Raw genomic sequence first — 22,139 nt, forward strand, 5'->3', positions numbered from 1 at the left:
GGAAATCTCCGGTGAAGTTCGTAAAGTATTTATTAATCCTTGCAGTGTGTTGCATTCTGCTGGGAGCAGGCTCGATTTATGGTTTGTACAAATATATTGAGCCGCAGCTACCTGATGTCGCTACGCTTCGTGATGTGCGGCTCCAGATCCCAATGCAGGTTTACAGCGCCGACGGCGAGCTGATGGCGCAGTACGGCGAAAAACGCCGTATCCCGCTGACCTTAAACCAAATTCCCCCTGTGATGGTGAAGGCCTTCATCGCCACAGAGGACAGCCGTTTTTACGAGCACCACGGCGTTGACCCGGTGGGGATTTTCCGTGCCGCAAGCGTTGCGCTGTTCTCCGGGCATGCCTCTCAGGGGGCAAGTACCATTACGCAGCAGCTGGCGCGTAACTTTTTCCTCAGCCCTGAAAAGACGCTGATCCGTAAGATAAAAGAGGTGTTCCTCGCGATCCGCATTGAGCAGTTGCTGAGTAAAGACGAAATCCTTGAGCTTTACCTCAACAAGATCTATCTCGGTTATCGCGCCTATGGCGTGGGTGCTGCGGCACAGGTGTACTTCGGCAAGCCCGTGGAGCAACTGACCTTAAGCGAAATGGCGACCATTGCCGGCCTGCCTAAAGCCCCGTCCACGTTTAACCCGCTCTACTCGCTCGATCGCGCCACCGCACGTCGCAATGTCGTTCTGTCACGTATGCTGAGCGAAGGCTACATCAGCCAGAGTGAATATGAGCAGGCACGCAACGATGTCATCGACGCTAACTACCATGCGCCGGAAATCGCCTTCTCTGCCCCGTATCTGACCGAAATGGTTCGCCAGGAAATGGTCAGCCGTTATGGGGATAAGGCCTATGAAGATGGTTATCGCGTATACACCACGGTTACCCGTAAAGGGCAGCAGGCAGCACAGGATGCGGTGAGAAATAACGTGATGGACTACGATATGCGTCACGGCTATCGCGGCCCGTCCAACGTGCTGTGGAAGGTGGGAGAAAGCGCCTGGGACAGTAAAAAAATCACCAGTACGCTGAAAGCGCTGCCTACCTACGGCCCGCTGCTGCCTGCGGTGGTGACGCAGGCCACGCCTCAGGAAGCCGTTGCAACGCTTGCGGATGGCACCTCAGTCTCCTTGCGCATGGACGGGATCCGCTGGGCGCGTCCGTACCGCTCTGACACCTTACAGGGACCAACGCCACGCAAAGTGACCGATGTCGTACAAACCGGACAACAAATCTGGGTGCGTCAGGTGGGCGATGCCTGGTGGCTGGCGCAGGTGCCAGACGTCAACTCCGCGCTGGTCTCCATTAACCCGCAAAACGGTGCCGTGCTGGCGCTGGTGGGTGGGTTTGATTTCAACCAGAGCAAATTCAACCGCGCGACGCAGGCGCTGCGTCAGGTCGGTTCGAATATCAAACCGTTCCTCTACACGGCGGCGATGGATAAAGGCTTAACGCTTGCCAGTATCCTCAATGACGTGCCGATCTCTCGCTGGGATGCCGGTGCCGGTTCCGACTGGCAGCCGAAGAACTCGCCGGCGGAATACGCAGGTCCTATTCGCCTTCGTCAGGGGCTGGGTCAGTCGAAAAACGTGGTGATGGTGCGTGCAATGCGTGCAATGGGCGTCGATTACGCGGCAGAATATCTGCAACGTTTTGGCTTCCCGGCACAGAACATCGTGCGCACCGAATCGCTGGCGTTAGGCTCGGCATCGTTCACGCCGCTGCAGGTGGCGCGGGGGTATTCGGTCATGGCCAACGGCGGCTTCCTGATCGACCCGTACTTCATCAGTAAAATCGAAAACGACCAGGGTGGTGTGCTGTTCGAAGCGAAACCGAAAATTGCCTGTGCGGAGTGCGATATTCCGGTGATTTACGGCAATACGCCGAAGTCTGACGTGCTTGAAAACAAGGACATGGAAGATGTCGCCGTGTCGCAGGAGCAGCCGAACGGCGTGGTGCCGCAGCCACAGCTGGAACAGGCAAACCAGGCGCTGGTGGCGCAGAGCGGTGCGCAGGAGTATGCCCCGCATGTGATCAACACCCCGCTGTCATTCCTGATCAAGAGCGCGTTGAATACCAACATCTTCGGTGAACCGGGCTGGCAGGGTACCGGCTGGCGTGCCGGGCGTGATTTACAGCGCCACGATATCGGCGGTAAAACCGGGACCACCAACAGCTCGAAAGATGCCTGGTTCTCCGGCTACGGTCCGGGCGTGGTGACTTCGGTCTGGATCGGCTTTGACGATCACCGCCGCGATTTAGGCCGCACCACGGCGTCTGGCGCGATCAAAGATCAGATTTCCGGCTACGAAGGTGGGGCCAAAAGTGCGCAACCAGCCTGGGATGCCTATATGAAATCCGTTCTTGAGGGCGTGCCGGAGCAGCCGCTGACGCCACCGCCGGGCGTGGTCACGGTCAATATCGACCGCAGCACCGGGCAGTTAGCCAACGGTGGCAATAGCCGTGAGGAGTATTTCATCGAAGGTACGCAGCCAACCACGCAGGCGGTGCATGAGGTGGGTACAGAGATTATTGATAACGGCGAGACGCACGAGCTGTTCTGACAACAAAGCAAAACGGCAACCTCGGGTTGCCGTTTTTGTGTTTGCTCCCTCTCCCGTGGGAGAGGGTTGGGGCATCAGGCCACTACAGCCGCCCCTGCCCCTTCAGCCATTCCCGCACCAGGAACAGCGCGCTCACGTTACGCGCCTCATTGAAGTCAGGATCTTCCAGCAAATCCATCAGGTGCGCCAGTGGCCAGCGAACCTGGGGCAGCGGCTCCGGCTCATCACCTTCCAGCGATTCAGGGTATAGATCTTCAGCCACCACAATGTTCATTTTGCTGGAAAAATAGGAGGGAGCCATGCTCAGTTTTTTCAGGAACGATAGCTCTTTCGCGCCAAACCCAACCTCTTCTTTCAGCTCGCGGTTTGCTGCTTCAAAGACCGTTTCACCCGGATCAATAAGCCCTTTCGAGAAACCCAGTTCATAAGATTCCGTGCCCACTGCATACTCGCGGATCAAAATCAGATGGTCATCAACAATGGGGATGATCATCACCGCTTCACGCGATGAGGGGCGCATACGTTCATAAACGCGACGCACGCCGTTGCTGAACTCCAGGTCCACACTTTCGACATTAAACAGCCGGGATTTCGCGACAGTTTCAACACTCAGAATGGTGGGTTTTTGTAGTGGTTTGCTCATCTTGACGGGTCTTTGAAGTGTGAACTGACTTTATTGTGCGATACGCCGCACGGTTTCGGCAATGTCAATTGTTCTTTATTTACATTTGTGCAACCTGACAGGAATCAATCCTCAAATCAAAACAAATGTCAAGAGGTTGAAATGTTTCCAGGAATTTGCTGATATCGCGCCATGACAGGCTTTGCTATCATCATCGGTCACTGGGATGCGCTGCAGAATGCTCAAGTTCGACTCCATGCTTGCCGATAGCCAACCACAGACTCTCATTCATTGTTAAAGGTGCACTGACTACACCTGTAAGAAGATAAAGTAAGATGGGGAAAGCATGAGCACCATTTTGATCGTTCTCGCTGCTATGCTGGCCGGCGCTTTAGTTGCAGGGTGGGTATACAGGCGTCGCGTACAGCGTCGTTTCAGGCTGCCCTTTTTAACGGCCTTTGCCGGTGCCACAACGCGTAAACTCACGCAAGAAGAGCGCGATGCTGTTGAGAACTATCTCGAAACCCTCAACCGTTCCCAGTTAACGCCCGGGCCAACGGGGGCTACGGCTGCGCCGGTCACCCTCAATCTGAACGCACAAAGCGACACCGTGCTCTGCGTGACGCGCTCCATCACCCGTTATGGCATCACGACTGACGATCCCAATAAATGGCGTTACTACCTCGACTCCGTTGAAGTGCATCTGCCTCCCTCCTGGGAGCAGTACATTAATGACGAAAACAGCGTTGAGCTTATCCATACCGATTCGCTGCCGCTGGTCATCTCCCTGAACGGCCATACGCTGAATGAATACATTCATGAAGCACCGCGCTTTGCGCTGGAACGCGCGAGTTCAAAGCAGGCCTCCATTCGCGGTGAAGAGACCGAGCAAATTGAACTGCTGAACATTCGTCAGGAGACTCATGAAGAGCACGCCCTGAGTCGTCCGGATGGCATTCGCGAGGCGGTCCTGATTGTGGCCGCCTTCCTGCTCTTTTTCTTCTGTCTGCTGACGCCGGATGTGTTTGTCCCGTGGCTCGCGGGCGGTGCGCTGCTGCTGTTGGCCGCCGGGCTGTGGGGGCTGTTTGCGCCTCCAGCCAAAACCTCTTTGCGTGAAATTCACTGCCTGCGCGGCACCCCTAAGCGCTGGGGCCTGTTCGGTGAGAACGATCAGGAACATATCAACAATATCTCCCTCGGGATTATTGACCTTATCTATCCGCGCCACTGGCAGCCATGGATTGCACAGGATTTGGGGCATAAAACCGATATTGATATCTACCTTGACCGCCATGTTGTGCGTCAGGGGCGCTTCCTCTCCCTGCACGATGAAGTGAAAAACTTCCCGCTTCAGCACTGGCTACGCAGTACGGTTATCGCCGGGGGCGCGGCGCTGGTCTTTGCTCTGTTGCTGCTGTTCGTGCCGCTGGATATGCCCATCAAATTCACCCTGTCGTGGATCAAAGGGGCACAAACCGTAGAGGCCACCAGCGTTAAGCAGCTGGATGACGCTGGCGTGCGGGTGGGTGATACGCTCCGTCTGAAGGGTACCGGAATGTGTAACATCCACACCCCAGGGGCCTGGAATACCCGTCAGAACTCGCCGTTCATGCCGTTCGACTGCTCGCAAATCGTCTGGAACGATGCGCCGCCGTTGCCGCTGCCAGAATCGGATGTCGTCAATAAAGCCACTGCGCTCACCCAGACGCTCAACCGCCAGCTGCACCCGAAAACCGATGATGATTCACGCGTCAGCCCTGCCCTGCGTTCTGCCATTCAGAAATCCGGGATGGTACTGCTGGATGACTTTGGCGAAATCGTATTGAAAACGCAGGATTTATGTTCAGCACAGGATGAGTGCGTTCGCCTTAAAAATGCGCTCGTGAACCTGGGTAACAGCAAAGACTGGGACTCGCTGGTGAAGCGCGCCGAAGCGGGTCGTCTGGACGGGGTGAACGTGCTACTGCGCCCGGTGAGTGCCGAATCGCTGGATAACCTGGTGGCGACCTCTACCGCGCCGTTTGTGATGCGTGAAACCACCCGTGCGGCCCAGGCGCTGAATAGCCCGGCGCCTGGCGGTTTTGTGATTGTCAGCGATGAAGGCAGCGACCTGGTCGATCAGCCTTATCCGCAGATTGCCCTGTACGACTACCCGGCTCAGGAACAATGGGGGCAGTTCCAGCGTCTGGCGCAGATGCTGATGCAAACGCCATTCAGTGCCGAAGGGATTGTGACCAGTATCTTTACCGATGCCAACGGTACGCGCCATATCGGCCTGCACCGGATGCCTGACAGCGCGGGTTTATGGCGTTATATCGGTACATCACTGCTGATGATCGCCATGCTGGTGTCTATTTTCTGGAACGGCATTATGGCCCTGCGCCGTTACCAGCGTTCGCGCACCCGGCTTGCTGAGATCCAGCAATACTACGAAAATTGCCTTAATCCTAAGCTGGTCCCCTCCTCTGAGAGCCTGATCGGATAACATCGCTGCGCGACAAGTTGTGCTACCCTGTCGCGCACGTTTCTTCTGGCTGGAGTTCCCCTATGCATCTTGATATCGCCTGGCAGGAGGTTGATACCGTCCTGCTGGATATGGACGGCACGCTGCTCGATCTCGCCTTCGATAATTACTTCTGGCAAAAGCTGGTCCCGGAGACCTATGGCGAACAGCAGGGTATCTCCCCGGCAGAAGCGCAGGAATTCATTCGTTCGCAATATAGCGCGGTGCAACATACGCTAAACTGGTACTGTCTGGACTACTGGAGCGAACGACTCGGTTTGGATATTTGTGCCATGACCACCGCCCAGGGCCCGCGCGCCGTACTGCGTGAGGACACCGTGCCCTTCCTGGATGCGCTGAAAGCAAGCGGCAAGCGCCGTATTTTGCTGACCAACGCCCATCCACATAATCTGGCCGTGAAGCTGGAACATACGGGTCTTGCGTCACACCTTGATTTATTACTTTCCACCCACACATTTGGTTATCCGAAAGAGGATCAGCGGTTGTGGCATGCGGTGAAGGAAGAGACCGGTTTACAGCCGGAACGCACGCTGTTCATTGATGACAGCGAGCCCATTCTGGATTCCGCTGCGGCGTTTGGCATTCGCTACTGCCTGGGCGTGACCAATCCTGACTCCGGCCTGGCGGACAAAAGCTATCTGCGGCATCCGGGGCTGGGTGACTATCGTCAGATGATCCCCTCACTGACCGTGAAGGAGACGCCATGAAAGAAAAACCCTCAGATGGGGTAAGACTGGATAAATGGCTGTGGGCAGCCCGTTTTTATAAAACGCGCGCCCTTGCCCGCGAGATGATCGACGGCGGAAAGGTGCATTACAACGGCCAGCGTAGCAAGCCGAGTAAGCTGGTTGAACTGAATGCCACCTTAACGCTGCGTCAGGGCAACGATGAACGAACGGTGGTGATTAAAGCCATTACCGAACAACGACGGCCCGCATCTGAAGCCGTACAGCTTTATGAAGAGACGGCTGAGAGCATTGAAAAGCGCGAAAAGACCGCGCTGGCGCGCAAAATGAATGCGCTGACCATGCCCCACCCGGACCGGCGACCGGATAAAAAAGAGCGCCGCGATCTGATGAAATTTAAACACGGTGAGACCGAGTAACCCTCACCTGCACGAGAGACTATTATGGCCCAACACGACCAATTACACCGCTATCTGTTTGAACAATTCGCCGTGCGTGGCGAGCTGGTCACCGTATCCGAAACCTGGAAACAGATTCTGGAAAACCACAACTACCCGCTGCCGGTGAAAACCCTGTTGGGCGAACTGCTGGTTGCCACCAGCCTGCTGACCGCCACGCTGAAGTTTGCCGGTGATATCACCGTGCAGCTGCAGGGTGATGGCCCGATGTCGCTGGCCGTGATCAACGGTAACAATCAGCAGCAGATGCGCGGCGTCGCGCGCGTTCAGGGCGACGTTCCTGAAAATGCCGACCTGAAAACGCTGGTGGGGAATGGCTACCTGGTGATCACCATCTCCCCGGAAGAAGGTGAACGCTATCAGGGCGTGGTCGGTCTGGAAGGCGATACCCTGGCCGCTTGCCTGGAAGATTACTTCATGCGTTCAGAACAGCTGCCAACTCGCCTGTTCATCCGTACCGGTGAAGTAGACGGGCAACCCGCTGCAGGCGGTATGCTGCTGCAGGTTCTGCCCGCACAGGATGCGCAGACCAATGATTTTGAGCACCTGGCGACGCTGACCGAAACCATCAAGGCGGAAGAGCTGTTCAACCTGTCGGCGACCGATGTGCTGTGGCGCCTGTATCATGAAGAAGAGGTGACGGTTTACGATCCACAAGCCGTGGAGTTTAAGTGTACCTGTTCACGTGAACGCTGCGCTGGCGCACTGAAAACCCTGCCGGATGAAGAGATCGACAGCATTATGGCTGAAGACGGTGAAATCGATATGCACTGTGACTACTGCGGTACGCACTATGTGTTCAACTCGATGGATATCGCTGAAATCCGCAACAACGCCTCTCCGGCGGATCCGCAGGTTCACTGATCATAAAGCAACGGCTCCACAAGGAGCCGTTTTGTTAACGCACCAGCGCATTATCGTAGTTTATCTCTACGCGTTCACCGAAGATCTCAATATCTGCCCACGGCTTCACAACGGATTTCACCTTCCCCTGCTGCACTGCGCGTTCCAGCTCTTCCCGTGATAAACCATCAGGCATTTTCCAGGTATCGCCTGCCAGCTTCCAGCCGGTACCGGTTTGCGTGTACACCACAATCGTGCGGTCGCTAAACTGATAAATCACCGCTTCAGGCTTGCCGTCGCCGTTCAGATCCAGCGACATCAGTAAACAGGTTTTCCGCTCGCGGCTGCAGGAATCAAATCGGTACTGGTTATTCAGCATCGCCTGCCATAACCCCTTGTCGGGGCGAGACGTACCCGGTGCGAGTGTGAACTGCTTCTCAAGCATCCCGGCTGTCATCTTCCCTGCTCCGTCCCGGTTTCCGCTGAGAAGGCCGTACAGCTCACGCTGGCGCTTTGGCTCAGCCATAAACTGCCGATCGTATTGCAGCGTCTGCATGGCTTCGCGTCCCTTACGCCCGCTGTTGCTGAGCATATACAGGCTGACCTGATCCGCGTTGATGCGTCCGTCGTGGTAGCGCGCCATATGGCTTTCAACGCTGATACGCCACGGATCAAGCACCGGCGTATGAATCAAGATCAGGAGAATAAGCGCAAGTGACCCCGTTAGCGGGATAACAGACGCCTGCAGCTTTTGTGCCTGGCGGCGACAGAAGACAACGCTTATGCAAAATCCTACCGCCCAGACCAGCGCTACCAGCGTAATGAGCACGCCATACAGACGCTCCGGCGACCAGCCATATTGCGAAATGCGCAGCCATAACGCCCACCCTGCTAACACCGGATAGGCGGGAACGATAGCGATGGCGAGACGAACCATCCCGTTGAGAAGCGCATAGTAAGGTAGCGTCTGACGCTGCGGATGCCAGACAATCGTCACCAGAAAAAGGAGCAGTAGCGCTAAGGCGGTCAGCAGGCCCGCCGCGGATATCCGTGCGGAAATGGCCTCAAAGCCCATCACGGGCAATGCGCCAATAAACAGCAGGGCTAAGGCCGCCATCAGAGGCAACAGGCCGGTGGCGATCAGGGTAAGCAGGTTTTGTAATGCGCGCATCAAGCGCACCTGCATACGCGCCAGCACGGCGACACTGGCAGAAACCACGCCAATCGCCACTGAAATAAACCAGTCAGACTGGAAGAAAAGGCGATCAAAAAACTGAATGCCAATGAGTTTGAAGAGTTCAGCCCAGAGGAAAAGCACCAGCCAGAAGAGGCCGTTGGAGATAAAAATAGTGAGTATAGTCAGCGCGTTGTGCCAGTGCTTATCGTAAAAATCACTGTAGAACGAGGCCGTCGTCGCAGGCGACAGACGCCTTTGCAGCCATGGCAACATCAATAGCATCATCAACAGAAGATGAAAGCCCCAGACAAGCACGACCTCTTTAATTTCCCAGTGTTCAAGCCCGGACACGCTCCACTTAAGCCAGGCGCCCATACCGGCGACAACAGCGCCAACGATCGCGAGCGCCAGCCAGAGTAACGGTTTTCTGAATGACGTCACGGAAAGCGCGACAGTGGCGGTCATCGCCACCGTTGCAGGCATCACGCACAAAGACCACACCGTATCGGATGGCAATTTCGCATACGCGATGTACTCGCTGATCCCGTAGCAAATCAGCCCCTGTAAAGCGCCCACCAGCACGATGGCCAGGCGCGTTGAAGAGGATAACGTTTCACTGTTTTCCATCTCTCATCCCTTTTTCAGAAAAGCGTATTGTTTCATCAATCCGCGGACGACATGAATCGTTTTCATACTGTAACCCTTACGTAATTTTCTTACGTGTATGCGATTACATTCACATTCTTTCCGATAAAATCACCAGCCATTAACCTTTTCGGAACATTTTCCCCAACAAAAAAGCGATTCCTGCGATAATCCGCCTGCCCTGTGACTGGAGTCGCAGCGTTTTCCGTTAGTAAGGGTTTTGACCAGATACGTAAATCTATGAGCCCCGTCGCGGTTAACAACCTCAGAAAAACCCTACAATTTCAGGCAGTACATATTGGCTAAGGAGCAGTGATATGCGTGTTACTGGTTTAACCCCGCAAGATCTCAAGGCTTATGGTATTCACGACGTCCAGGAAGTCGTCTACAACCCCGATTACGATACGCTGTATCAGGAAGAGCTCAATCCAGCACTGGAAGGATACGAGCGAGGTGTGTTGACTAACCTTGGTGCTATCGCCGTCGATACCGGTATCTTTACCGGTCGTTCGCCGAAAGATAAGTATATCGTCCGAGACGAAACCACCCGCGATACGCTGTGGTGGGCTGACAAGGGCAAAGGGAAGAACGATAACAAACCGCTCTCCCCGGAAACCTGGCAGCATCTGAAAGGGCTCGTCACCCAGCAACTTTCCGGCAAGCGTCTGTTCATTGTCGACGCTTTCTGCGGCGCTAACGCCGACACCCGTCTTTCCGTGCGTTTTATCACCGAAGTGGCCTGGCAGGCGCATTTCGTGAAAAACATGTTTATTCGTCCAACCGACGAAGAGCTGCAGACGTTCAAACCCGATTTCATCGTGATGAACGGTGCCAAATGCACCAACCCACAGTGGCAAGAGCAGGGCCTGAACTCCGAGAACTTTATCGCCTTTAACCTGACCGAGCGTATCCAGCTGATTGGCGGTACCTGGTACGGCGGCGAGATGAAGAAAGGCATGTTCTCGGTCATGAACTACCTGCTGCCGCTTCGCGGTATCGCCTCTATGCACTGCTCAGCGAACGTCGGTGAAAAAGGGGATGTGGCGGTGTTCTTCGGCCTGTCCGGCACCGGTAAAACCACCCTGTCTACCGATCCAAAACGTCGTCTGATTGGGGATGACGAGCACGGCTGGGATGACGACGGCGTGTTTAACTTCGAAGGCGGTTGCTACGCGAAGACCATTCGTCTGTCTGAAGAAGCTGAGCCGGATATCTTCCATGCCATCCGCCGCGATGCGCTGCTGGAAAACGTCACCGTACGTGCCGACGGCTCTATCGACTTCGACGACGCATCCAAAACCGAAAACACCCGCGTTTCCTACCCGATCTACCACATCGACAACATTGTGAAGCCGGTGTCGAAAGCGGGTCATGCGACGAAGGTGATTTTCCTGACGGCGGATGCGTTCGGCGTGCTGCCGCCGGTTTCCCGCCTGACCGCCAGCCAGACGCAGTATCACTTCCTCTCCGGTTTTACCGCCAAACTGGCGGGCACCGAGCGCGGCGTGACGGAGCCAACCCCAACGTTCTCCGCCTGCTTCGGCGCGGCCTTCCTGTCGCTGCACCCGACGCAGTACGCAGAAGTGCTGGTAAAACGCATGCAGGCCTCCGGGGCGCAGGCGTACCTGGTTAACACCGGCTGGAACGGTACCGGCAAGCGTATCTCCATCAAAGATACCCGCGCCATTATTGACGCCATTCTGGATGGTTCTCTGGATAACGCTGAAACCTTCACCCTGCCGATGTTTGATCTGGCTATTCCAACGGCGCTGCCGGGCGTGGATACGCATATCCTTGACCCGCGTAACACCTATGGATCCCCGGAACAGTGGCGTGAGAAAGCGGAAACGCTGGCGAAGCTGTTTATTGAGAACTTCGAGAAGTATACCGATACCCCGGCGGGTGAAGCGCTGGTGAGTGCGGGACCGAAGCTGTAGGTAAAAGCAAAAAGGCAACGAAAGTTGCCTTTTTTAATGGTTTCTCCCTCTCCCCGTGGGAGAGGGCCGGGGTGAGGGCATCAGGCCGCACCCCGATTACCCCTCTTTCACTTGCCCCCGCGTCACCGGCACCGGCAACCAGGCGCGAATGCTCAACCCACCCCGCTCGCTGGTACCAATCTCCAGCAACCCGTTATGGTTATCAACAATACGCTGCACAATCGCCAGGCCTAAACCGGTTCCGCTGGTGCTGCGCGCGCTGTCGCCGCGCACAAACGGCTGGAACAGATGCTTACGCTGCTCGGGCTTGATACCCGGACCGTCATCTTCCACCTGGAACCAGGCGCGGTTGAGTTCCGATCCGCTGCTGACTTTAATCCAGCCATTACCGTAGCGGGCCGCATTCACCACCATATTTGCCACCGCGCGCTTGATGGAGAGCGGGTGCATACGAACCTGAATTTCACCGGCCTGAAGGTCGGTATCAATCTCACGCTCGTAGCCGCTTTCAGCCGCCACCACTTCGCCCAGCACCGCGTTCAGGTCAGCCATCTCCATCGGCATCTCCTGCCCGGTACGCAGGTAGTCAATAAACTGCTCAATGATGGCGTTACACTCTTCGATATCCTTGTTGATGGACTCGGCGAGATAACCGTCCTCTTCGCCCATCATCTCCGTCGCCAGTCGGATACGCGTGAGTGGCGTACGCAGATCATGGCTGACGCCCGCCATCAGCAGCGTACGGTCATCAGCCAGCTGTTTGACGCCAGCCGCCATATGATTAAACGCGCGCGTCACCGAACGCACCTCCGATGCGCCATATTCACGCAGCGGCGGCGGAATGATCCCTTTACCGACCTGGAGCGCAGCGTGTTCCAGGTCGACCAGCGGTCGGTTCTGTATACGGATAAACAGCCACGCGCCGCCTATCGCTAACAGCATGATGGCAAGGGTGTAGCGGAACAGCGGCGAGAAGTCGCCCTGGTGGATTTCGGTCAGCGGAACGCGCACCCAGATATTGGGTGACAGCCAGGTTTTCAGCCAGACGACCGGCGAGCTTTTGTTGACCTCAACACGCACCTCCGTCGGGCCCCCCAGCTGCTGCGCCATCTGCTGGCTGAGGAATTCATAGTGCTGCGCCCAGCGCAGACCCGCGTCTTCCGCCGCTTCATTCGAGTAGAGCGAAATGCCCAGTTCACGGTAGATTTCACGGCGAAACGCCGGAGGAACCACTAACTGCGTGCCGTCCTCCAGCTGCAGTTTATCGGTCATCAGCATACGCACTTCGTACGCCAGGACCTTATTAAACTGCTGAAGGCTCGGCAGGATCGCAAAGTTCAGCACCACCAGGTAGGTTGTCACCAGGCTGACAAACAGCAAGGTGACAATCAAAAGCAGGGTACGGGCAAACGAGCTTCGCGGTGAGAAGCGCATTCGCCTCATGCTTTAGCGCCGTCCGGGACGAACACGTAGCCCAGACCCCATACGGTCTGAATATAACGAGGATGCGCCGGATCTTCTTCCACCATGCGGCGCAGACGAGAGATCTGCACGTCGATGGAACGTTCCATTGCCGAGTATTCACGGCCGCGCGCCAGGTTCATCAGCTTGTCACGGGAGAGCGGCTCACGCGGGTGGCTGACCAGCGCTTTCAGTACCGCGAACTCACCGCTGGTGAGCGGCATTGGCTCGTCTTCACGGAACATCTCACGCGTACCGAGGTTCAGCTTGAACTTCCCGAACGCAATCACCGCTTCTTCCTGCGACGGTGCGCCTGGCAGTTCGTTCGCCTGACGGCGCAGCACGGCACGAATACGCGCCAGCAGTTCACGCGGGTTAAACGGTTTAGGAATGTAGTCGTCAGCGCCAATTTCGAGGCCCACGATACGGTCAACCTCTTCCCCTTTCGCCGTCACCATAATGATTGGCATGGGGTTGCTCTGGCTGCGCAGACGGCGGCAGATAGAGAGCCCGTCTTCGCCCGGCAGCATCAGGTCGAGGACCATCAGATGGAAGGATTCACGGGTCAGCAGGCGGTCCATCTGCTCAGCGTTCGCGACGCTACGAACCTGGAAGCCCTGCTCGGTCAGATAACGTTCCAGCAGCGCACGCAGGCGCATGTCGTCATCTACGACCAGAATTTTGTAGTTCTCTTGCATTGTGTGTACTCCCAAAGGTTCGGATAGTCTAATAACAGCGTATTCTAAAAAAGTGCACGGGTTCGACCAGCGAATTCTGGTATAAATTCTAGTCGAAATTGTTACAAAGCATATTTAACAGCAGCTTATCTGCACAATTCATCACATAAATGATTATTAACGCTGTCTGATAGACTACGTGATACGTAATGTGCGCAATGTTTGCAATGAAGTCGAGTCTGAAGGTCACAGTATGAAAACGCCCCTGATCACCCGCGAAGGGTACGAAAAACTCAAAAAAGAGATGGATTACCTGTGGCGCGAAGAGCGTCCGGAAGTGACCAAAAAAGTCACCTGGGCGGCAAGCCTGGGCGACCGCAGCGAAAATGCTGACTACCAGTACAACAAAAAGCGGCTGCGTGAGATCGACCGTCGGGTACGCTATCTGACCAAATGTCTCGAGAATCTTAAAATTGTCGATTATTCACCGCAGCAGGAGGGCAAAGTCTTCTTCGGCGCGTGGGTTGAGATCGAGAATGATGATGGCAATACCCTGCGCTTTCGCATTGTCGGGTACGACGAAATTTTTGGCCGTAAGGATTACATCTCCATCGACTCGCCGATGGCCCGCGCGCTGCTGAAAAAGGAGGTGGGTGATTTAGCCGTCGTCCAGACGCCTGCCGGAGAAGCGAGCTGGTACGTCAATGAGATCACCTACGTAAAATAGTCCGAGAGCGCCCTCCACGGCTGGCATTTTACCGTGTCAGCCCGTATAACTATCCCCTGATTTTTGACCCACAAGATGATAAAGCCATGATGAAAGATTCGCTCTGCCGCATTATTGCGGGTGAACTTCAGGCCAGAGCCGAACAGGTAGAAGCTGCCGTTCGCCTGCTTGATGAAGGGAACACCGTGCCGTTTATTGCACGTTATCGTAAGGAAGTCACCGGCGGTCTGGATGACACGCAGCTGCGTAACCTGGAGACCCGTCTGGGCTACCTCCGTGAACTGGAAGACCGCCGTCAGGCAATCCTCAAATCCATCGGCGAACAGGGCAAACTGACCAGCGATCTGGAAAAGGCCATTAACGGCACCCTGAGCAAAACTGAACTCGAAGACCTTTATCTGCCCTATAAACCGAAGCGCCGTACGCGCGGGCAGATTGCAATTGAAGCAGGTCTGGAGCCGCTGGCCGAGCTGCTGTGGAACGAACCGTCACACGACCCGGAAACCGAAGCGGCCAAATTTATCGACGCTGACAAAGGCGTGGCAGACACCAAAGCGGCCCTTGATGGCGCACGCTACATTCTGATGGAGCGCTTCTCCGAGGATGCCGCCCTGCTCTCCCGTGTGCGTGATTATCTGTGGAAGAACGCCCACATCGTCTCTACCGTGGTGGCAGGCAAAGAAGAGGAAGGCGCGAAATTCCGCGACTACTTCGATCACCACGAACCGATTTCAACCGTGCCTTCTCACCGTGCGCTGGCCATGTTCCGCGGCCGTAATGAAGGCGTGCTGCAGCTCTCTCTCAACGCCGACCCGCAGTTTGATGAGCCGCCAAAAGAGAGCCACTGCGAGCAGATCATCACCGATCACCTCGGCCTGCGCCTGAATAACGCCCCGGCAGACAGCTGGCGTAAAGGCGTGGTGAGCTGGACGTGGCGCATTAAGGTGCTGATGCACCTCGAAACCGAACTGATGGGCACCGTGCGCGAGCGTGCGGAAGACGAAGCAATCAACGTTTTTGCCCGTAACCTGCATGATCTGCTGATGGCCGCACCTGCTGGTCTGCGTGCGACCATGGGTCTCGATCCGGGTCTGCGTACCGGCGTAAAAGTGGCGGTGGTTGACGGCACCGGCAAGCTGGTGGCAACCGACACCATTTACCCGCATACCGGTCAGGCGGCGAAGGCCGCTGTAGTGGTGGCCGCGCTGTGCGAGAAATATAACGTTGAGCTGGTGGCTATCGGCAACGGTACGGCCTCCCGCGAAACCGAACGTTTCTACCTCGACGTGCAGAAACAGTTCCCGAAAGTGACGGCGCAGAAAGTGATCGTCAGCGAGGCCGGGGCGTCCGTCTATTCTGCGTCAGAGCTGGCGGCCCAGGAGTTCCCGGACCTGGACGTCTCCCTGCGCGGTGCGGTCTCTATCGCCCGTCGTCTGCAGGATCCGCTGGCGGAACTGGTGAAGATCGACCCGAAATCCATCGGTGTGGGCCAGTATCAGCACGACGTGAGCCAGACGCAGCTGGCGCGTAAGCTGGATGCGGTGGTGGAAGATTGCGTAAACGCCGTGGGCGTGGACCTGAACACCGCCTCCGTTCCTCTGCTGACCCGCGTGGCAGGCTTAACCCGCATGATGGCGCAGAACATCGTTGCCTGGCGTGATGAGAACGGTCAGTTCCAGAACCGCCAGCAGTTGCTGAAGGTAAGCCGTCTGGGGCCGAAAGCGTTTGAGCAGTGTGCGGGCTTCCTGCGCATCAACCACGGCGATAACCCGCTGGATGCGTCAACCGTTCACCCGGAAGCCTACCCGGTGGTTGAGCGCATACTGGCAGCGACCCAGCAGGCACTCAAAGACCTGATGGGCGACAGCAACGCGCTGCGCAACCTGAAAGCGGTCGATTTCACCGACGAGCAGTTCGGCGTGCCGACCGTGACCGACATCATCAAAGAGCTGGAAAAACCGGGCCGCGATCCGCGTCCTGAGTTCAAAACCGCGACCTTTGCCGACGGTATCGAGACCATGAACGACCTGCTGCCGGGCATGGTGCTGGAAGGCGCCGTCACCAACGTCACTAACTTTGGCGCTTTTGTCGATATCGGCGTGCATCAGGATGGTCTGGTGCATATCTCATCGCTCGCCGATAAGTTCGTTGAAGATCCACATACGGTGGTCAAAGCGGGCGATATCGTGAAGGTGAAAGTGCTGGAAGTGGACCTGCAGCGCAAGCGAATCGCGCTGACCATGCGTCTGGACGAGCAGCCAGGTGAAACCAACGCGCGCCGCGGCAGTAACGGCGGTGGCCGTGAGCAGCAGCGCCCTGCCGCTAAAGGCGCGAAGCCGCGCGGGCGTGATGCGCAGCCAGCGGGTAACAGCGCAATGATGGATGCGCTGGCGGCCGCGATGGGTAAGAAACGCTAAGGTTGTAAATGCCCCTCACCCTAACCCTCTCCCCAAAGGGGAGAGGGAACTTGAACACCCTCTCCCTGTGGGAGAGGGCCGGGGGGAGGGGACAAATTATATAGCAAGAGATGAAACCGATTGCATATCCATATTTAAACCACCATTTATCACTCCGTTAACAAATACATTTATTATTCCCTGCCCCGTAATTCAGCAAATATTGAGCAAGGTCAAACAGGCCGTAAATTAATACGCTTAACAACATTCCGTCACAGTTTTCATATTGCTGATAAAAACTATTCTCATTATCATCCCATAGTAGATAATTTAACCTTCCGTGGAATCAGGCATTATGCAATTCACTCCAGACAGTGCATGGAAAATTACCGGTTTTACCCGCGAAATTAGCCCGGCCTATCGGCAAAAGCTGCTGTCGCTGGGCATGCTCCCCGGCTCGTCATTCCAGGTAGTGCGCGTGGCCCCGTTAGGTGATCCCGTTCATATCGAAACCCGGCGCGTGAATCTGGTACTGCGTAAAAAAGACCTCGCATTAATTGAAGTCGAAGCCTTATCACAATAACAAGCCAGCGGTTTCAGTGAGTCGAAAACAATGAAAAAATTAACTATTGGCTTAATTGGCAATCCTAATTCCGGCAAGACAACGTTATTTAACCAGCTCACCGGTGCACGCCAGCGTGTGGGTAACTGGGCGGGCGTAACGGTTGAACGTAAAGAAGGCCAGTTCACCACGACAGACAATCAAGTCACCCTGGTGGATCTGCCCGGCACCTACTCCTTAACCACCATTTCGTCACAAACCTCGCTCGATGAGCAGATTGCCTGTCACTATATTCTGAGTGGCGATGCGGACCTGTTAATCAACGTGGTCGATGCATCTAACCTGGAGCGTAACCTCTATCTGACGCTGCAGCTGCTCGAGCTGGGGATCCCCTGCATTGTGGCGCTCAACATGCTCGACATCGCAGAGAAACAAAAGCTGCGTATCGACGTCGACGCCCTCTCCGCGCGTCTGGGCTGCCCGGTAGTGCCGCTGGTTTCTACCCGTGCCCGCGGAATTGACGCACTGAAGCTGGCCATTGACCGCCACGCGGGCAACGCCGACGTTGAGCTGGTGCACTATGCGCAACCGCTTCTGCGCGAAGCCGGTCTGCTGGCGCAGGAGATGGACAACAGCATGCCCGCCAGACAGCGCCTGTGGCTCGGCCTGCAGATGCTGGAAGGCGATATCTACAGCCGCGCCTATGCGGGCCATGCCGCAGACAAACTGGACGTGGCGCTGGCGCGTCTGAGCGATGAGCTCGATGACCCGGCCCTGCATATCGCCGACGCGCGCTATCAGGCCATCGCCGCCATTTGCGACGTGGTCAGTAATGCCCTGACGGCCGAGCCAAGCCGCTTTACGGCCGCCGTGGACAAGATTGTGCTTAACCGCTTCCTCGGTTTGCCGATCTTTTTACTGGTCATGTACCTGATGTTCCTGCTCGCCATTAACATCGGTGGCGCGCTACAGCCTATTTTCGATGCTGGTTCTGTGGCGATATTTGTCCACGGTATTCAGTGGCTGGGCTACACCCTGCACTTCCCGGAATGGCTGACCATTTTCCTCGCCCAGGGGATCGGTGGTGGTATCAACACCGTTCTGCCGCTGGTACCGCAAATCGGCATGATGTACCTGTTCCTCTCGTTCCTTGAGGACTCCGGTTACATGGCGCGTGCGGCTTTCGTGATGGATCGTCTGATGCAGGCCCTGGGTCTGCCGGGTAAATCCTTCGTCCCGCTGATTGTCGGCTTCGGCTGTAACGTCCCGTCGGTAATGGGTGCGCGCACGCTTGATGCACCCCGCGAACGTCTGATGACCATCATGATGGCGCCATTTATGTCCTGCGGGGCGCGACTGGCTATCTTTGCGGTCTTTGCCGCGGCCTTCTTTGGTCAGGAAGGGGCACTGGCGGTCTTCTCGCTGTATGTGCTGGGCATCGTGATGGCGATCCTGACCGGGCTCATGCTTAAACACACCATCATGCGCGGGGAAGCGTCGCCGTTTGTGATGGAACTGCCGGTGTATCACGTGCCGCATCTGAAAAGCCTGGCGATCCAGACCTGGCAGCGCCTGAAAGGTTTTGTGCTGCGCGCCGGTAAAGTGATTGTCATCGTCAGCATCTTCCTGAGCGCGCTGAACAGTTTCACCCTGAGCGGGCAGGCGGCGGATAACATCAACGACTCCGCCCTCGCCTCCGTGAGCCGCATCATTACCCCGGTGTTTAAACCGATTGGCGTGCATGAAGACAACTGGCAGGCGACCGTTGGCCTGTTCACCGGCGCGATGGCAAAAGAGGTGGTGGTCGGCACCCTGAACACGCTTTACACCGCTGAGAATATCCAGGAAGAAGAGTTTAACCCGGCGGCGTTCCACCTCGGTGATGAACTGCTCGGCGCGGTGGAAGAGACCTGGCAGAGCCTGAAAGACACTTTCAGCCTGAGCGTACTGGCGAACCCGATTGAAGCCAGCAAAGGCGACGGCGAAATGGCCACCGGTGCCATGGGCGTGATGAGCGAGAAATTTGGCAGCGCGTCAGCGGCCTACAGCTACCTCATCTTTGTCCTGCTCTATATTCCGTGCATCTCGGTGATGGGGGCGATAGCCCGTGAGTCCAGCCGCGGCTGGATGGGGTTCTCCATCCTGTGGGGCTTAAACATCGCCTACTCGCTGGCGACGCTCTTTTACCAGACCGTTAACTTCAGCCAGCATCCGCGCTACAGCCTGGTCTGCATCCTGGCGGTTGTGCTGTTTAACGTGCTCGTTCTCGGTCTGCTACGCCGGGCACGCAGCCGCGTCGATATTAACCTGCTGGCAAACCGTAAAACCGCCGCGACCTGCTGCAACAGCCCGGCGGGCGACTGTCACTAGGGGGAGCCATGGCATCGTTGATTCAGGTTCGTGATTTACTGGCGTTGCAGGGGCGTATGGAGGCAAAACAGCTGAGCCTCAGCCTGCATACGCCGCAGCCGATGATCGATGCCATGCTGGAAAGACTGGAAGCGATGGGGAAAGCCATACGTATTCAGGAAGAGCCGGACGGTTGTCTGTCCGGCAGTTGTAAACATTGCCCGGAAGGGAAAGCCTGTCTCAGGGAGTGGTGGGCACTTCGTGACTGAAGGCGATCAACGCTGAACAAAATTCGGCAGGATGCGAGATAAACGGCGCATGGGCCGCTTTGGCGATTGTCAGCGATTGACTCTCTGGCCACAGTTCATCCAGCAGTGGTACCACTTTGCGTGGAACCAGCCCATCCAGATAACCATAAATGCGCAGGTGCGGCACCGCCAGCGCGGTCAGCGGCTCACGCAGGTCGACCGTTTTCAGTAACTCGAGCCCCCCGTTCAGCACCTCCACATCCGGCATCGGCAGCGACAGCACGGTCTGCTTCAGCAGACGAGCATCCTTACGGGCGCTCTCCGTCCCCATCGTCTGCAGGGCCAGGAAGCGTTCTACCGTTCGCTGGTAATCTTCGCTCAACTGCCGCTGGAAGTTGCTCAGTACGTCCGGCTTAATACCCGGCCACTCCTCCTGCGCACTGAAGTTCGGCGACGAGGCCACCGTTACCAGCGCCTGCACGCGTTCAGGGTTTGTTAATGCAACCTCACTTGCCACCAGCCCGCCCAGACTCCAGCCGAGCCAGATGGCCTGTTGCGGTGCGGCGGCCAGAACCTGCTGCGCCATTTCGTCAAGCGACATCGCCCCATAGCCGCGGCTGCGGCCAAAACCGGGTAAATCCACCAGATGCAGCGTGAAATGCGAGGCAAGTTCCTCATTTACGCAATGCCATACTTCCGCATTCAGTCCCCATCCGTGCAGCAGCACAAGATGGCGATTTCCCGTCCCTACGGTCTGCCACCACAGCGTCTTCATCAGTTACTGTTCTCTTTTTTACATGGAGGTTGTCTATGCTAACAGTGCCCGGCTTGTGCTGGCTATGTCGAATGCCACTTGCGCTGAGCGCGTGGGGAGTCTGTTCCGTCTGCACGCGTTCGCTGGCAAGCAGCATCACGACCTGCCCGCAGTGCGGTTTACCGGCGTACAGTCCACAGTTTCCCTGCGGTCGCTGCCTGAAAAAGCCACCACCGTGGAGCGCCCTGGTGGCGGTCGATGATTACGTTCCACCGTTAAGCAGGCTTATCCACGCGCTGAAGTTTTCCGGCCAGATTGCGCTGGCTCGCCCTCTCGCCCGCCTGTTATTGCTGGCGGTGTTGCAGGCACGGCGCACGCGCGCGCTGCCGAAAGTGGATATGGTGCTGAATGTGCCCTTATACCGGCGCCGTCACTGGCGACGCGGCTACAACCAGAGCGACCTGCTCTGTCGCCCGCTCGCCCGGTGGCTCGGCTGTCAGTACCCAGCCGCTGCGCTGACGCGCCGCCATGCCACTGCCATTCAGCATCAGCTGAGCGCCCGGCTTCGCAAAAGGAACCTCAAAAACGCCTTTCGCCTTGAATTCGCCGTCAAAGGGCTCCATATCGCGATTGTGGATGATGTCGTCACCACAGGCAGTACCGTTGCTGAACTTTCCCGACTGCTTTTGCAAAGCGGCGCCGCGTCGGTTCAGGTATGGTGTCTGTGCCGTACCTTGTAGCCCTTCTCCAATGGGCGTATGATTATACCCAGGTAATTTAGTCAACTATTAGGCCAAAGCTATGATCCGTATTTCCGATTCTGCACAAGCGCACTTTGCCAAACTGCTGGCAAATCAGGAAGAAGGGACGCAGATCCGCGTGTTTGTGATCAATCCAGGCACTCCGAATGCAGAATGTGGTGTCTCCTATTGTCCGCCAGACGCGGTGGAAGCAACTGACACTGCCCTTAAATTTGACCAGCTCACGGCATATGTTGATGAGCTGAGCGCGCCGTATCTTGAAGATGCGGAGATCGACTTCGTCACCGACCAGCTGGGCTCGCAGCTGACGCTGAAAGCGCCAAACGCCAAAATGCGTAAAGTATCTGACGATGCCCCGCTGATGGAGCGCGTAGAGTATCTGCTGCAATCCCAGATCAACCCGCAGCTGGCCGGTCACGGTGGTCGCGTTTCCCTGATGGAAATCACCGACGAAGGCTACGCAATTTTGCAGTTTGGCGGCGGCTGTAACGGTTGCTCCATGGTCGATGTGACCCTGAAAGAAGGGATCGAGAAGCAGCTGCTGAACGAGTTCCCGGAACTGAAAGGCGTGCGTGACCTGACCGAACACCAGCGCGGCGAGCACTCTTACTACTGATTCATTGCCCGTCTGTATTGCCCGGTGGCGCTGCGCTTACCGGGCCTACAAAAATAGTGCGGTCTGATGCCCTCACCCCGCCCCTCTCCCACGGGAGAGGGTGAAAACATTAAAAACGGTAACCTTGCGGTT

At 56.5% G+C, this 22,139-nt stretch carries 18 protein-coding genes; 13 read left to right on the forward strand and 5 right to left on the reverse strand.

All coding sequences use genetic code 11. From position 1 onward, the window contains the following. Positions 1-11: 11 nt before the first annotated feature. Positions 12-2,564: a peptidoglycan glycosyltransferase/peptidoglycan DD-transpeptidase MrcA gene (gene mrcA, locus ACQG19_RS23025; protein ID WP_013099079.1), complete on the forward strand. Its 2,553-nt coding sequence runs from the start codon at positions 12-14 to the stop codon at positions 2,562-2,564. An 82-nt stretch (positions 2,565-2,646) separates the two neighbouring features. On the opposite strand, the gene nudE is transcribed toward mrcA, so the two are convergent. Further along, positions 2,647-3,207, reverse strand: a complete 561-nt coding sequence (nudE, locus tag ACQG19_RS23030) for an ADP compounds hydrolase NudE (RefSeq protein ID WP_029882167.1) — start codon at positions 3,205-3,207, stop codon at positions 2,647-2,649. Between the two features lie 325 nt (positions 3,208-3,532). On the opposite strand from nudE, the gene ACQG19_RS23035 reads away from it, so the two are divergent. The 4 genes from ACQG19_RS23035 to hslO all read left to right on the forward strand — a co-directional run bounded on the left by ACQG19_RS23035 (position 3,533) and on the right by hslO (position 7,718). Beyond that, a complete protein-coding gene (locus ACQG19_RS23035; protein WP_013099081.1) occupies positions 3,533-5,671 on the forward strand; it encodes an intracellular growth attenuator family protein in 2,139 nt (712 codons plus the stop codon). Positions 5,672-5,733: 62 nt separating this feature from the next. Then, entirely contained in the window at positions 5,734-6,417 is a 684-nt protein-coding gene (gene yrfG / locus ACQG19_RS23040) for a GMP/IMP nucleotidase (protein WP_013099082.1), read from the forward strand. Beyond that, entirely contained in the window at positions 6,414-6,815 is a 402-nt protein-coding gene (hslR, locus tag ACQG19_RS23045) for a ribosome-associated heat shock protein Hsp15 (RefSeq protein ID WP_013099083.1), read from the forward strand. The genes yrfG and hslR overlap by 4 nt, the downstream gene beginning before the upstream one ends. 24 nt (positions 6,816-6,839) lie before the next feature. Next, positions 6,840-7,718 carry an Hsp33 family molecular chaperone HslO gene (hslO, locus tag ACQG19_RS23050; protein ID WP_013099084.1) on the forward strand — a complete coding sequence of 293 codons (879 nt, stop codon included), beginning with the start codon at positions 6,840-6,842 and terminating at the stop codon, positions 7,716-7,718. 34 nt (positions 7,719-7,752) lie between these two features. On the opposite strand, the gene ACQG19_RS23055 is transcribed toward hslO, so the two are convergent. After that, positions 7,753-9,501: a DUF4153 domain-containing protein gene (locus ACQG19_RS23055; RefSeq protein WP_222169121.1), complete on the reverse strand. Its 1,749-nt coding sequence runs from the start codon at positions 9,499-9,501 to the stop codon at positions 7,753-7,755. A 335-nt stretch (positions 9,502-9,836) separates the two neighbouring features. Between ACQG19_RS23055 and pckA the strand changes: the two genes are divergently transcribed. Next, a complete protein-coding gene (pckA, locus tag ACQG19_RS23060) occupies positions 9,837-11,456 on the forward strand; it encodes a phosphoenolpyruvate carboxykinase (ATP) (protein WP_013099086.1) in 1,620 nt (539 codons plus the stop codon). A gap of 96 nt (positions 11,457-11,552) precedes the next feature. Here the strand turns inward: pckA and envZ are convergent, their stop codons facing one another. After that, positions 11,553-12,899: a two-component system sensor histidine kinase EnvZ gene (envZ, locus tag ACQG19_RS23065; RefSeq protein WP_029882169.1), complete on the reverse strand. Its 1,347-nt coding sequence runs from the start codon at positions 12,897-12,899 to the stop codon at positions 11,553-11,555. After that, positions 12,896-13,615, reverse strand: a complete 720-nt coding sequence (ompR, locus tag ACQG19_RS23070) for a two-component system response regulator OmpR (RefSeq protein WP_006177890.1) — start codon at positions 13,613-13,615, stop codon at positions 12,896-12,898. The genes envZ and ompR overlap by 4 nt, the downstream gene beginning before the upstream one ends. A gap of 232 nt (positions 13,616-13,847) precedes the next feature. Here ompR and greB point away from each other — a divergent pair, with 232 nt between their 5' ends. The 5 genes from greB (at position 13,848) to feoC (ending at position 19,897) form a co-directional block, all read left to right on the forward strand. After that, positions 13,848-14,321: a transcription elongation factor GreB gene (greB, locus tag ACQG19_RS23075; protein WP_013099090.1), complete on the forward strand. Its 474-nt coding sequence runs from the start codon at positions 13,848-13,850 to the stop codon at positions 14,319-14,321. Between the two features lie 86 nt (positions 14,322-14,407). Continuing rightward, the gene (locus tag ACQG19_RS23080) at positions 14,408-16,738 is read left to right on the forward strand and encodes a Tex family protein (protein ID WP_062856735.1); all 2,331 of its coding nucleotides are present in this window, start codon (positions 14,408-14,410) and stop codon (positions 16,736-16,738) included. A 334-nt stretch (positions 16,739-17,072) separates the two neighbouring features. Then, entirely contained in the window at positions 17,073-17,300 is a 228-nt protein-coding gene (gene feoA, locus ACQG19_RS23085; protein WP_010436417.1) for a ferrous iron transporter A, read from the forward strand. 30 nt (positions 17,301-17,330) lie between these two features. Then, positions 17,331-19,649 (forward strand): Fe(2+) transporter permease subunit FeoB, encoded by a 2,319-nt coding sequence (gene feoB / locus ACQG19_RS23090; RefSeq protein ID WP_013099092.1) that lies wholly within the window; start codon positions 17,331-17,333, stop codon positions 19,647-19,649. A gap of 8 nt (positions 19,650-19,657) precedes the next feature. After that, positions 19,658-19,897 (forward strand): [Fe-S]-dependent transcriptional repressor FeoC, encoded by a 240-nt coding sequence (gene feoC / locus ACQG19_RS23095; RefSeq protein WP_013099093.1) that lies wholly within the window; start codon positions 19,658-19,660, stop codon positions 19,895-19,897. Here the strand turns inward: feoC and bioH are convergent. Further along, entirely contained in the window at positions 19,869-20,651 is a 783-nt protein-coding gene (gene bioH, locus ACQG19_RS23100) for a pimeloyl-ACP methyl ester esterase BioH (RefSeq protein WP_038420750.1), read from the reverse strand. The two genes, feoC and bioH, sit on opposite strands and share 29 nt — an antisense overlap. 35 nt (positions 20,652-20,686) lie before the next feature. On the opposite strand from bioH, the gene gntX reads away from it, so the two are divergent. Further along, positions 20,687-21,370 carry a DNA utilization protein GntX gene (gntX, locus tag ACQG19_RS23105; protein WP_058661001.1) on the forward strand — a complete coding sequence of 228 codons (684 nt, stop codon included), beginning with the start codon at positions 20,687-20,689 and terminating at the stop codon, positions 21,368-21,370. A gap of 61 nt (positions 21,371-21,431) precedes the next feature. Further along, positions 21,432-22,007 carry a Fe-S biogenesis protein NfuA gene (gene nfuA / locus ACQG19_RS23110; protein WP_013099096.1) on the forward strand — a complete coding sequence of 192 codons (576 nt, stop codon included), beginning with the start codon at positions 21,432-21,434 and terminating at the stop codon, positions 22,005-22,007. Positions 22,008-22,139: the final 132 nt, after the last annotated feature.

Source organism: Enterobacter cloacae complex sp. 277I4 (assembly GCF_050031465.1).
Lineage (GTDB): Bacteria > Pseudomonadota > Gammaproteobacteria > Enterobacterales > Enterobacteriaceae > Enterobacter > Enterobacter cloacae.

Excerpts from the sequence above, each read along its gene's own strand:
- hslO (WP_013099084.1), top strand. The coding sequence starts at position 6,840 with ATGGCCCAACACGACCAATTACACCGCTATCTGTTTGAACAATTCGCC.
- ACQG19_RS23055 (WP_222169121.1), bottom strand. The coding sequence starts at position 9,501 with ATGGAAAACAGTGAAACGTTATCCTCTTCAACGCGCCTGGCCATCGTG.
- gntX (WP_058661001.1), top strand. The coding sequence starts at position 20,687 with ATGCTAACAGTGCCCGGCTTGTGCTGGCTATGTCGAATGCCACTTGCG.
- feoC (WP_013099093.1), top strand. The coding sequence starts at position 19,658 with ATGGCATCGTTGATTCAGGTTCGTGATTTACTGGCGTTGCAGGGGCGT.
- feoA (WP_010436417.1), top strand. The coding sequence starts at position 17,073 with ATGCAATTCACTCCAGACAGTGCATGGAAAATTACCGGTTTTACCCGC.
- ACQG19_RS23080 (WP_062856735.1), top strand. The coding sequence starts at position 14,408 with ATGATGAAAGATTCGCTCTGCCGCATTATTGCGGGTGAACTTCAGGCC.
- hslR (WP_013099083.1), top strand. The coding sequence starts at position 6,414 with ATGAAAGAAAAACCCTCAGATGGGGTAAGACTGGATAAATGGCTGTGG.
- greB (WP_013099090.1), top strand. The coding sequence starts at position 13,848 with ATGAAAACGCCCCTGATCACCCGCGAAGGGTACGAAAAACTCAAAAAA.
- yrfG (WP_013099082.1), top strand. The coding sequence starts at position 5,734 with ATGCATCTTGATATCGCCTGGCAGGAGGTTGATACCGTCCTGCTGGAT.
- nfuA (WP_013099096.1), top strand. The coding sequence starts at position 21,432 with ATGATCCGTATTTCCGATTCTGCACAAGCGCACTTTGCCAAACTGCTG.
- nudE (WP_029882167.1), bottom strand. The coding sequence starts at position 3,207 with ATGAGCAAACCACTACAAAAACCCACCATTCTGAGTGTTGAAACTGTC.
- ompR (WP_006177890.1), bottom strand. The coding sequence starts at position 13,615 with ATGCAAGAGAACTACAAAATTCTGGTCGTAGATGACGACATGCGCCTG.
- bioH (WP_038420750.1), bottom strand. The coding sequence starts at position 20,651 with ATGAAGACGCTGTGGTGGCAGACCGTAGGGACGGGAAATCGCCATCTT.
- pckA (WP_013099086.1), top strand. The coding sequence starts at position 9,837 with ATGCGTGTTACTGGTTTAACCCCGCAAGATCTCAAGGCTTATGGTATT.
- feoB (WP_013099092.1), top strand. The coding sequence starts at position 17,331 with ATGAAAAAATTAACTATTGGCTTAATTGGCAATCCTAATTCCGGCAAG.
- envZ (WP_029882169.1), bottom strand. The coding sequence starts at position 12,899 with ATGAGGCGAATGCGCTTCTCACCGCGAAGCTCGTTTGCCCGTACCCTG.
- ACQG19_RS23035 (WP_013099081.1), top strand. The coding sequence starts at position 3,533 with ATGAGCACCATTTTGATCGTTCTCGCTGCTATGCTGGCCGGCGCTTTA.